Source organism: Gracilibacillus alcaliphilus (genome assembly GCF_016909015.1).
Classification (GTDB): domain Bacteria; phylum Bacillota; class Bacilli; order Bacillales; family Amphibacillaceae; genus Gracilibacillus; species Gracilibacillus alcaliphilus.
This window is the reverse complement of sequence record NZ_JAFBFA010000011.1, coordinates 120224-132566: the sequence shown is the minus strand read 5'-3', so window position 1 is coordinate 132566 and position 12343 is coordinate 120224. Positions and strand designations below refer to the sequence as shown.

Below are 12343 nucleotides of genomic sequence, written 5' to 3'. Positions count from 1 at the left end.
TCTTGTTTTAAATCTTTGTCAAGGAGCCTATTATAGTAACTACAAGCACTTGAGCTTATTGATTTCGTTAAATTTTTCTAGGTGCGAAAGTTGAGTTAATAATTTGCTCAAATATATATTTATCACTCATTATCATCACCTGAATTTTTAATGTATATACACATTTCATAACCCAAGATACTTCGTTATACGCTGAAAAATCTGCCAGTTATTAAACCCTACTTCTTCCCCTGCCGATACAAGTCCATTGATTTATATCCTTGTGACAAGATATCAAGCATTTGCTGGTAACGCTTCTCACGTGTCTTTTCTTGTTTAGCTGAAAAAAGGTAGCGTGCCCAGTCTTTTTGATAACCGGGTGTTAAGCTTTGATAAAATGCCAGTACCTGCGGATGATCGGCTAATAATGACTCTATATCTTTTACGTATTGCTGGTAATCTCCTACACGTTGGCTGCTTGCAGAAGTAGAAGTTTTTTTGGCCTTCTTTTGCTCACGTTTTAAGCCAACAACTGTGAATATCTCATCCATACTAACCATTCGGGCAAATTTTATATCACTTTTGCCTACATAACCGTCTTCCCCCACCTGCATAGCAGGGAAAATTTCATCTCTGTGCACAAACGTTGGATAACGTTTATTACCTTTTTTCGGATAAGCAAAAAATAAATACCCTTTATCCTGCAACAGCTGTTGATCGATAATCTGATCAGTATACTTGACCATGTCTTCTATCGTTTCTACAAAAATAAAAATCGCATCATGTTCCTTCTCCAATGTTGTCTGATAGCCCGTAAATACATGGTAATCATCAGGCTGTTGAATAACTGCCATATTGGTATATTGATCCAATTTCAATTTATTAATAATCGTCATGGCGTACACCTCTTTTTTTATTTTAGTATATCACCCATGTTCCTTGCTATAAAGCTAGATTTATTAGACATGTTAATGCCCATTATTCCCCGAATCTGTTCTACCTTGAACGTACAATTTAGCTATCTTACCCATACAAAAAGCACCCTCATGATTAGCTGTCTAATCACGAAGGCACTCTCTATTCCACTGCCATTGTCGAATGACGAACGATCAATTCTGGATCAAAGCGCACCATATCATTCTCCAGATAGGATTGCTTTTTCGTACCTTTCGTCTGCTTGATCATATCGAGCATAACCTTTGCTGCCATTTCTCCCATTTCACTTTTCGGATGGGAAACAGTCGTCAATTTCACTTCTGTCAACTCTGCCAAGAAAGAATCATCAAAGCCGACCATTGAGATATCTTTCGGGACACGCAAGGAGGCTTGCCGCAGCACTTCCAACAACTTAATAGCCAGTTCATCATTATAGCAGACAATCGCTGTCGGACGTTTCTCTTGTGGTTCTTGTAACACTTGCTGCAGTACTTCTAATGGCTTGGTTGCCTTTTCTTCTGTAGTATAGGTCACAATATTATTAGGCTGAATCTCAATTTGATGCTTTCGATGTGCTCTTAAGTATCCTTTCATTCGCTTGGTGCCTTGGTTATCATCATTCTTAAAAAAACCTAAGATATTACGATGGCCAAGTTCAATTAAATGCTCCGTTTGGATAAAACCGCCTTTTTCATCATCGACGACAATATGGAATGGCTCTAATTCATCATAATAGGAATTAATCATTAGATAAGGGATACGCTGGCGTTCTAAATTCAAATAGTAATTAATGTTTGGATTGCTGATAGCACTTCTGGTAGGCTCAATAATGACACCATCAAAGTGTTGAGATAAGATGCTTTCTAAGAACTTTCGTTCATTTTCATGATTATTATTCGTACTGAATAAGCTGACTTGATAACCATTATTGCTTAAATATGCCTCGGCTCCTCTAATAATAGACGGAAAGATATAATCCGATACATAGGTTGTAATCAAAGCAATTCGTTTCGGATTTATAGCTGATGCACTTTGTTCTTTGGATCGATCTGCACAAAACGTCCCCGCGCCTTGCTCACGATAAAGCCAACCTTGATTGACCAAATCACCTATTGCTAAACGCACCGTATGCCTGCTCACACCAAATTGTTTCATTAATTCACTTTCAGAACTAATCTTCTGGTGCGGCTGGAAGGTACCGTCTAAAATCTGAGATTTGATGGCGTCTTTCACTATACTATATTTCGTCTGCATACACACACCCCATTTACTGCACTTATACTTATTAGAAAATCTGCCTCACCGCCAAATCTTCCATTTGGTTATACGATCATCGATACATTTTTATATTTTCCTATAGTACACGATAACATTACCTGACAGACTTGTATACAATAATGCAGCAGAAGTCGATAAACAGACCTCTGCCGCAGTATTACAAGCTATATTTTTTCCCTATCCCTCACACTTAACGACGATAAAACACTTCATTCCACTTCAATTCGTTACGGAAGGCACGAAGATGCGTCTCTTTATCAATAACGACACATTCAATCTTCGCCATGTCAGCAAAGTCATACAATTGCTCGGTTGTTACTTCAAAAGAAAATACGGTATGGTGTGCACCGCCAGCATAAATCCACGCCTCTGTTGCCTCACTTAAGGATGGCTGAGGTTTCCAAAGTACTTTGGCTACTGGCAAATGCGGTGTCTCTTGTTCCGGACGTTCGGCCTGCACTTCATTTATGATCAAGCGGTAACGACCGCCCATTTCTACTAAGGACGCATTAACCGCCTTGCCGCCATCTCCATCAAACACAAGACGAGCTGGATCTTCTTTTCCGCCAATTCCGAGCGGGCTGACCACAATCTTCGGTTTTGTTGCAGAGACGGTTGGACATACTTCTAACATATGTGAACCTAAAATCATTTCATTACCAGGTTCTAAATGGTACGTATAGTCTTCCATAAAAGATGTTCCTTTATTGTTGGCAATAATCTTCATCAAACGTGTGAGAGCCGCTGTGCGCCAGTCACCTTCCCCTGCAAAACCATATCCCTCTGCCATCAAACGTTGAGCCGCAAGACCTGGGAGCTGCTTCATCCCATGTAAATCTTCGAAATTAGTCGTAAAAGCCGTATAATTTCCTTTGTTTAAAAAGGCTTTTAACCCTAGCTCAATGCGAGCTTGATAAAGGATAGCATCACGGATTTTACCAGACTGTTTTGCCTCTTCTGGCAGTTCATATAATTGTTCATACTCCTTATAAAGCGTCGAAATTTCTTCTTCCGTCACTTTATCCATTTCTTCTACTAAGTCCCCAATTCCATAATAATCCACTGTCCAGCCAAACTTGATTTGCGCTTCGATCTTATCCCCATCCGTTACAGCCACATGGCGCATATTATCACCAAAACGAGCTACGCGGATATGCTTGCCTTCCACAACCGCTACCGCAGTCTGCATCCAGTCTGTTAATTTATTGGTAACCTCTTGATTTTGCCAGTGGCCTACAATTACCTTACGTGATATATCCATTCGTGTACCCATAAATCCATATTCTCTGTCACCATGGGCAGCTTGATTCAAATTCATAAAGTCCATATCAATCGAATCCCATGGAACATCACGATTAAATTGCGTGTGGAAATGAAGCAGCGGTTTTTGTAATGCATTTAAACCAGCAATCCAGTTTTTCGCTGGAGAGAATGTGTGCATCCATGTAATAATACCAGCACAATTATCATCTGCATTGGCTGCTAATACTAATTCATGAATATTGGCTGAAGTCGTCACTACATCTTTAAAAACGACTTCATAAGGTAATTGTCCTTGATCATTAAGACCTTTCACAATTTCCTGTGAATTGCTTGCTACTTCATTTAATGTTTCTTCGCCATACAGCGGCTGACTTCCTGTCACAAACCAAAAAGAATAAGGTTGAACTCTTAGCATATTATTCCTCCTCCAATTTCTATTTATTTATTTTGCCCATAATAGGCATTATCTCCGTGTTTCCTTAAGTAGTGCTTATCTAACAGAAAGGAATCCATATCTTTGGCTTCCGGGTTGATTTGGTACGTATGCAGCGCCATTTTGGCTACTTCTTCTAGCACTACTGCATTATGAATCGCTTCATGCGGATCCTTTCCCCATGTAAACGGGGCATGACTGTGAACCAATACACCTGGAATTTGTAAGGGGTCTATAGCTCGAAACGTTTCTGCTATTACTTCTCCTGTTTCCCATTCGTAGTTGGTTTTCACTTCATCCTCTGTCATTCTTCTGGTACATGGGATTTTCCCATAGAAATAATCTGCTTGGGTTGTTCCTAACGCAGGAATCCCCTTGCCTGCTTGTGCCCAGCTGGTCGCCCATGGGGAATGAGTATGAACAATTCCGCCTATTCCAGGAAACCTTTGATATAACAATCTATGGGTTGGTGTATCAGAAGATGGGTTTAAATCTCCTTCTACAATATTTCCATCTAAGTCCAATACGACTAAATCAGATGCCTTTAGTTCTTCATAAGCAATACCGCTCGGTTTGATAACCATTAAGCCAGATTTTTTATCATAACCGCTTACATTTCCCCAAGTAAAGGTCACTAACCCATACTTTGGTAAATCAGCATTTGCCTTTAACACTTGCTGTTTTAGCTCCTCCAACATTTTATCCACCCCACTTTTCCATCATTCTTGTACGCATATATTATATCACCAACTTTATATTAATATAATATGTACGTACATTCAACCAAAAAATTATAAAAGCTCGAGATTTCCTTCTGTTATCTCCAACATTTTTCCCCCTTTTATTCCTTAACAACCTATGATTCACCTCCTACTTTATAATGATAAATATTTTTGTTTATCTCTCAACTTTAAATATAATATCTAAATAGCCCATATATTTTATTAATACAAATCAAATAGCTTACGAAAAGTTGAATAATCAGCTTTTTAATAATACATTATTTTTAAATTAATCTAATATACTAATTCATAAAATCGACATATATTAAATAAACATAATAAATAATAAAAACAAAAAACATAACCGTACAAGTAATGAAAAAGTTATTGACTACCAAAAAATCACATGTATATTAACATTATAAAAATGGAGATTGGCTGTACATACATTTTAACTGTACAAGCTGAAGAAAACGAGGCACCAACAGAAATAAGTATGGAAGACGATGTAAATTTATTAGACGAGAAATATAGTCATTATCTTGCAAATGAGGATATTCAACCTTATCAGCACGCGATAATTATACTAAATAATGTAAGCGATTTAGTAAATGATTCTGCATTTATCACTAATTATGACGGAGACAAAGTCTTACAAATTAATCGATCGGTAGAAATGGAGTTAATAATTGAAACACCTGAAGAAGCTTATTATCAACTTTTCTAGATGAGGTATACTTTGGTGGGGAATACGGCGATGTCGAAGCGGCTATTGCGAATGGAGAAGTTAACACTCACGATATCGCACCAGACCTAACCGAAAAAATTAATGAATACCGTGAAACCGCATTGGAAGAATTATTTTATTAAGCAAAAAGAACTATCAACATAAAATTCGTGACAATCACTTGCTTTTCGCGGTGATTGTCACGTTGTTTTTTGTGAACAGAGTTTAGGTGATGGGCAGATTCTTTTTCTAGCGAGATTCAACCTTATAGCATGGCAAAGTACACTCGGCTTCCGTTCTTTCTTGCCACTGATGATTTCTTATGGACTGGGGATTGACTTTTTCCCTTCTTTTGTCCATAAATTCATTCTTATGGACTGGGTAATTTTCCTCTTCCTTAAGTCCCCAAAATCTCTCTCGAACCTCGCACGCACTGTCTGGCAGTCAATATTCACCAACTGATTGGCGGATGTACTCGGAATTGCCATACATATAAAAGTCCGACAATCACTTACTTGATCGTCGAACTTTTTTGTCATTTGTTATTAAAAAACAATTGTCTTATTCCCATAAACGAGCACACGGTCTTCTAAATGCCATTTAACTGCCCTGGCCAAGACACTTCGTTCCACAGACTGTCCGATTTTCTTCATTGCTTCGGCATTGTCACGATGATCGACACGGCTGATATCTTGTTCAATAATCGGCCCTTCATCCAAGTCATTTGTTACATAATGGGAAGTAGCACCAATTAATTTTACCCCGCGGTGATAAGCCCGCTCATATGGTTTAGCACCGATAAAGGCTGGGAGAAAGGAATGGTGAATATTAATAATCTGATGTTTAAATGCCCCCACAAAGGTCGGCGTTAATATTTGCATATACCGCGCCAGCACAATCACATCGATATCATGTTCTTTCAACAATTTAATCTGTTGTTCCTCTACTTGTTTGCGAATATCCTTGTTCGCTGGGATATAATAAAACGGTATCCCTAAACGCTCGACAAACTCGCGAGATGTCTCATGGTTACTGATCACCATACTAATATCAGCAATTAAATCGCCGCTCTGCCATTCCCAAAGCAATTCCAACAAACAATGCGGTTCTTTCGATACGAAGATAGCCATTTTTTTGATCTGGTTAACATATTTAAAGGTTGCTTCCATTTGAAACTGATCTTTCACTGCTTGAAAATCTGCTTCGAGCTGCTCTGCTTTTGCTGCCAGATCATCAAGTTCAAATTCCACTCGGATAAAAAATTCGCCGCCTTGCGGATCTGTTGAATACTGATTAGATTCAATAATATTCGCGTCATATCCAGATAGAAACTGAGATATCGCCGCCACAATGCCAGGCTGGTCAGGACAGCTGACTAATAGTCGCGCCCTGTTTTTATGTGTTTCCTTAAATGCATTTATTTTATCTGTATTATAATTTTTCATTTTAATCCCTCTTATCTGTAATCACTCTATTACATGCGTATTCAAAAGGTGCGATAAAAAAGACCGGCAACCTCCATTCGCCGTGTCATTTTTTTATCATTCTCATATGAGAACCTCTATAATACTTTATCATGTTCTGTCAGAGGGTCAAGTATTCTACTGAAAAATATGATTAATTTTCTCAAGAAATTGTTCTGCTTCTGCCTTTGTTGTCGTTAATGGCGGTAAAATTCTTACAATATGCGGGCCGGCAACCACAATAAGCAGTTGTTCTTCCTCACGTGCCTTATTCACATAATCAATGGCTGCTCCTGTTACTTCTAAACCGATCAACAAGCCTTTTCCTCTTACCGATTTAATCTCTTCTTTCTCTGCTGCCAGCTGTTCTAATCCCTGCCAGATTAAGTCGGCCATCTCTTGTGCATGTTCTAATACACCAGGTGTTGTCAGCTGATCTATTGTTGCCAGTCCGGCCGTAGTCGAAACGGGATTACCGCCAAATGTACTGCCATGTGTTCCAGGGGAGAATACTTTAGCTACCTCTTCTTTGGCAATCATCGCCCCAATTGGCAAGCCTGATCCCAAGCCTTTTGCTATAGTAATCACATCTGGCTCTATTTGATAATGCTCATAAGCAAATAGCTTCCCTGTCCGTCCCATCCCTGTCTGGATCTCATCCACCATAAGCAGAATCCCTTGTTCTTGGCATATTGCTTCCAACTGCTGGATCCATTCTTTCTCGACCGGGATCACACCACCTTCTCCCTGTACAAGCTCTAACATAACGGCAACTGGACTAAGCTCCTGCAATTGACTCAAGGCATGGTTATCATTATAGGATAAATAAGTAAATCCAGGTGTCAATGGTGCAAAGCCTTGTTGAATTTTCTCCTGTCCTGTAGCCGTTAAAGTTGCCATCGTACGCCCATGGAAGGAATTTTGAAAGGTGACGATCAACGGATTGTCTTGTTTTAACACGTCATGACCATACTTCTTCGCGATCTTGATCGCTGCTTCATTAGCCTCTGCCCCACTATTACAGAAAAAGACTTGGTCGCCGCAGCTATGTTGTGCTAATTTCTCTGCTAGCTGCTCTTGTGTAGGAATATGATAGAGATTCGTGCAGTGCCACAACTTCGATAATTGCGCTTGAACTGCCTCTTCCACTGCATCAGGTACATGACCCAAGTTACAGGTAGCTAACCCCGATACATAATCCAAATATTTTGTTCCTTTATCATCCCAAACATAACTCCCTTTTCCTTCTACAATAGAGATAGGAAACCGTCCATACGTGGACATAACGGCATTACTTGTTTGATTCGACATATGGCACCTCCTGATGGGTTAATGAAATTCTTGTACCGATCGGCTTTCCCTGCATAAATTCAACCAGACCATGTTTGGCCATGCCGTCCACAATGGATACTTCCAGCACATTTTGTTGTAAAGCCTCAATCGCTGATTGTACTTTAGGGATCATGCCGCCAATAATGACTTCATCGGCAATTAATTGTGCTATTTTTTGTTCATTTAATTGATGAAATACTTGTTTCTCTCCATCTATTTCTTGATAAATACCAGGGATATCGCTAATAAAACACAGTTTCGCACCTAATGCCTGTGCCACTGCAGCCGCTGCCATATCAGCATTAATATTATAGCGCTGTCCTTTATCATCAATACCGATCGGTGAGATAACAGGAATCAAACCTTGCTGGATCCATTCCTTTAGTAGACCTGTATTCACTTCGGTCACTTGCCCTACATAGCCTAATGTCATTTCCTCGTCAATCGGTTGAGCGTGCAGTAGTTGTCCATCGACACCACTAACGCCGATCGCCTTACCGCCGGCATTGGATAATTCCCTTACTACCCCTTTATTCACCGCACCGCTTAAGGCCATCTCTACTACATCTAATACTTCATTCGTTGTCACACGCAATCCTTTAACAAACTCTGTCTTCACTCCCGTTTGTTCTAACAACTGCGAAATAAGCGGACCGCCGCCATGTACAATAATCGGCTGCCATTCCCCTTGTTCCTGAATCGTGACAATATCTTGATAAAAAGAAGGAGGTAGCTGTTCAAACACGCTACCACCACATTTGATTATAACATAATTCATCTTATTTCCTCCTCTTAGTGCATGTTCCAAAAGTTCGATAAAAGGACCAGTCGGCTAAAGTCGCAACATCATGTTGTAACGCTGATATGCGGTGCGTCATTTTTATCGGGCTTTTTGAACAACATTACGTACGATAGGAAGCATTAATTCTGACATACTCATAAGATAAGTCACAGCCCCAGGCAATTCCCTTGCCATTGCCATCACCTAACTGGGCATAAATCGTTATCTCTTCTTCTAATAAATATTCTTTTGCTTGATCTTCATCAAATGGATGTGGCACACCATTTTCCACTACTAAAATATCACCTAGCGAAATGCTTACTTTATCCGGATCTAACGGCTCTCCGCTATAGCCAATCGCTGTAATAATACGGCCCCAATTGGCATCGGCTCCATGAATCGCTGTTTTTACTAGATTAGAAGAAATAATTGATTTCGCAATCTTAGCCGCTGCTTCATCGGTCACAGCTCCGTTCACTTGTACTTCTACTAATCTGGTAGCTCCTTCTCCATCACGGGCAATTTCTTTAGCTAAATATTCGCAGACAAATTGTAAAGCATCAAAGAACGACTGCCATTCTGGATGTTCAGGTGTTAATGATTGGTTTTCTGCTAATCCATTGGCTAAAACGAGTACCATATCATTGGTACTTGTATCCCCATCGACAGTAATCATATTAAATGATTTATTCGTAATAGCTTTTAAAGCGGTGGATAATGAAGCTGCATTCACCTTAGCATCTGTTGTAACAAAGCCCAACATTGTAGCCATATTCGGGTTAATCATACCTGATCCCTTTGCTGCTCCGCCAATTGTGACGGTTTGACCATCTATCTCCACTTCGACGGCAATGCCTTTTTCTCTTGTATCGGTTGTTAAAATAGCAGTCTCAAACTTGTTAGCTCCCAGGTTAGATTTATCTGCAATTTGGCTGATACCTTGGCTTAATTTATCCATTGGCAGCAGTTCACCAATTACTCCTGTGGAAGCAACAGCTGCTAAATGTTCTTCAATTCCGACGGTTTCTGCAAACAGTTGACGCATATCATAGGCATCTTGAAGCCCCTGTTCTCCTGTACATGCATTGGCTATCGCTGAATTGACGACGACAGCCTGTAATTTATTTTCTTTCGCAATGCTTTCTTTTGTTACTTTCAGTGGTGCCGCTTGGAATACATTCATCGTGTATACACCAGCTGCTTCGGCCGGTACTTCTGAATAGAACCAGCCTAGGTCCACCTTTTTCTTCCGTAAGCCACAGTGTAACCCACCGGCTTGAAATCCTTTTGCAGAGGCGATGTTGCCTTCTTTTACTATCGTAAACTGTTGCTGAACTTGCATGTTAGCTTTTCACTCCTTATGGATAAATAGGTAATTGATCCAATCCTGTTTTTTCGTCCCAACCGCACATCACGTTCATATTCTGAATGGCTTGCCCTGCTGCGCCTTTTACTAGATTATCAATCACAGACACAATGATCAGCTTGCCAGTCCGTTCATCCGCATATAAACCGATATCACAATAGTTACTGCCATAGACTTCCTTTGTTCCCGGGAAAACACCTTCCGGTCGGACACGAACAAAAGGATGATCCTGATAATATGTCTGATACATTTCCAACACTTGACTAGTTGTGTAAGTCTCCGGCAAATCAACATAGATGGTGCTCATAATACCTCGTGTCATCGGTACAATATGAGGGGTAAAAATCACTTGAACAGGTTCTTTAACCGTATCTGTCAGTGTTTGCTCAATTTCTGGAATATGCTTATGTTCACCGATTTTATACGCCTTTAAATTCTCATTCATTTCGGAAAAGTGAACATTCAGCGCTAAACTCCTTCCAGCGCCAGAAACTCCTGTTTTGGCATCAATAATAATAGATGACTGATCGACGATTCCCTGCTCCAAAGCAGGAATTAAGCCGAGACTCGTTGCTGTCGGATAACATCCCGGATTCGCCAGTATCATGGCATCCTTGATCTGTTCTTTGTTCCATTCTGTTAATCCGTATACAGCCTGCTCCATATAAGCCGCTGGTGCGATTTCTTCTCCATAGTAGCTCAGATACTGCCCGCCGTCGCGCAACCGAAAGTCACCGGACAAATCGATACAGCGTACACCTTTATCCACCAAAGCTGGTATATGATGTTTACTCACATTAGAAGGTGTGGCAAAAAAGACAACTTCGACCTCTTGTGCTAATTCGTCAATATCTAATGCTGACATCTCTATATCAACAATCTCAGTCAGATGCGGATAAACATCTGCTAATGCCGTTCCACTATTCGAATGTGAGATAACTTTTTTTACATTTACATGAGGATGGTTATGCAAGAAACGTAATAATTCAACCGCTCCATAGCCTGTTCCTCCTACAATAGCTACTTCCACAATATTTCCCCCTAAAATTCCGTCGCTAATTATTTATAATTATACTTTATTTTGTATTTTCATGCAATAGTGTTTATCAGAAAAATTGATTTGCCTATTCACCTATATTCAGCAAAACCTTATTTATTCCTACTATATCTAATGCTCCTATTGTTTTTCCCTTTAAACATATAATGAATAACAAAGTAATTATGCAAGTGACATGTGAACGATCTAGGTGGTATGATAAAGTGATTCTGTACCGCATTCCCCCTTTTCATGGAGAGGATATTTCAGAAAGTTTACAAATATAGCAACAGTCATCACCAGGATAGCCTTGACCAATGTGTTATGGTTGTTCTTGAATCTGCCTATTTTATTTTTTGCTTTAAGTCTGCTGGCTATGGATAAGCCTGATGAGGTATACACCATTTTATTGACGATTATTGTGTTGGCGCCATTTATCTTTTTTCCAGCTACTGCCGCGTTATTCGGGGTGATCAGAAAAATGGTGATGAAGCAGGAAGTCCCGCTTCTTCGTTCTTTCTTTACATACTATAAAGAAAATTATCTAAGAAGCTTATTAGGCGGAGGGATGATTATTTTATTATGGGGTGTGTTGCTGTACTATTATTTGCTGCTAGGGACAACCAATATGTTCTTTACGATTTTATTCCTATTGGTCGCAGTCAGCTTGTTTGTCTTTACGCTGCATTTTTTCTCTATCACAGTGCATATGGAAATCAAGTTAATAGCTACATGGAAATCAGCCTTTTTTCTCACCATTGGAGCACCTTTATTTACTATTGGTATTGGAGCAGTTGGACTATTGATCATTTACATTAGTCTCTATGTATTTACCTTCTTTATTCCATTTTTTATGATGTCTATCTTAGCATACCTTGCCTTATCAGTTTACTATAAACTAATGCTAAACTTTGAGGCGGCAAGGGAAACTGCTGCATTACATTCCGTAGCAGCCACCGCCAAATAATGCTTACTGCAATACGGCTAGCTTAATGATCTTTCCATTAACGCCCTATTTGCACATCCT

At 39.7% G+C, this 12343-nt stretch carries 11 protein-coding genes; 2 read left to right on the top strand and 9 right to left on the bottom strand.

Translation table 11 applies throughout. The features are described 5' to 3' along the window. Positions 1-218: 218 nt before the first annotated feature. The 4 genes from JOD18_RS10535 to araD all read right to left on the bottom strand — a co-directional run bounded on the left by JOD18_RS10535 (position 219) and on the right by araD (position 4587). Positions 219-875 (bottom strand): YdeI/OmpD-associated family protein, encoded by a 657-nt coding sequence (locus tag JOD18_RS10535; RefSeq protein WP_204668982.1) that lies wholly within the window; start codon positions 873-875, stop codon positions 219-221. A gap of 181 nt (positions 876-1056) precedes the next feature. Continuing rightward, positions 1057-2169 (bottom strand): GntR family transcriptional regulator, encoded by a 1113-nt coding sequence (locus JOD18_RS10530; RefSeq protein WP_204668981.1) that lies wholly within the window; start codon positions 2167-2169, stop codon positions 1057-1059. A 214-nt stretch (positions 2170-2383) separates the two neighbouring features. Further along, the gene (gene araA, locus JOD18_RS10525; protein WP_204668980.1) at positions 2384-3871 is read right to left on the bottom strand and encodes an L-arabinose isomerase; all 1488 of its coding nucleotides are present in this window, start codon (positions 3869-3871) and stop codon (positions 2384-2386) included. Positions 3872-3894: 23 nt separating this feature from the next. Continuing rightward, positions 3895-4587: an L-ribulose-5-phosphate 4-epimerase gene (araD, locus tag JOD18_RS10520; RefSeq protein WP_275582989.1), complete on the bottom strand. Its 693-nt coding sequence runs from the start codon at positions 4585-4587 to the stop codon at positions 3895-3897. Positions 4588-5017: 430 nt separating this feature from the next. Between araD and JOD18_RS10515 the strand changes: the two genes are divergently transcribed. Continuing rightward, the gene (locus tag JOD18_RS10515; protein WP_204668979.1) at positions 5018-5338 is read left to right on the top strand and encodes a hypothetical protein; all 321 of its coding nucleotides are present in this window, start codon (positions 5018-5020) and stop codon (positions 5336-5338) included. Positions 5339-5883: 545 nt separating this feature from the next. On the opposite strand, the gene purU is transcribed toward JOD18_RS10515, so the two are convergent. From purU to argC, 5 genes are all read right to left on the bottom strand, one after another. Beyond that, positions 5884-6783 carry a formyltetrahydrofolate deformylase gene (gene purU / locus JOD18_RS10510; RefSeq protein WP_204668978.1) on the bottom strand — a complete coding sequence of 300 codons (900 nt, stop codon included), beginning with the start codon at positions 6781-6783 and terminating at the stop codon, positions 5884-5886. Positions 6784-6939: 156 nt separating this feature from the next. After that, positions 6940-8112, bottom strand: a complete 1173-nt coding sequence (locus tag JOD18_RS10505; protein ID WP_204668977.1) for an acetylornithine transaminase — start codon at positions 8110-8112, stop codon at positions 6940-6942. After that, positions 8093-8911, bottom strand: a complete 819-nt coding sequence (argB, locus tag JOD18_RS10500; RefSeq protein ID WP_204668976.1) for an acetylglutamate kinase — start codon at positions 8909-8911, stop codon at positions 8093-8095. The genes JOD18_RS10505 and argB overlap by 20 nt, the downstream gene beginning before the upstream one ends. Before the next feature lie 124 nt (positions 8912-9035). Beyond that, on the bottom strand, positions 9036-10256 hold the full coding sequence (argJ, locus tag JOD18_RS10495; protein WP_204668975.1) for a bifunctional ornithine acetyltransferase/N-acetylglutamate synthase: 1221 nt from the start codon (positions 10254-10256) through the stop codon (positions 9036-9038). Between the two features lie 16 nt (positions 10257-10272). Then, complete coding sequence (argC, locus tag JOD18_RS10490) at positions 10273-11310, bottom strand: N-acetyl-gamma-glutamyl-phosphate reductase (protein ID WP_204668974.1); 1038 nt, start codon at positions 11308-11310, stop codon at positions 10273-10275. 325 nt (positions 11311-11635) lie between these two features. Between argC and JOD18_RS10485 the strand changes: the two genes are divergently transcribed. Then, on the top strand, positions 11636-12283 hold the full coding sequence (locus tag JOD18_RS10485) for a DUF624 domain-containing protein (protein WP_338029520.1): 648 nt from the start codon (positions 11636-11638) through the stop codon (positions 12281-12283). The last annotated feature ends 60 nt before the right edge of the window (positions 12284-12343 follow it).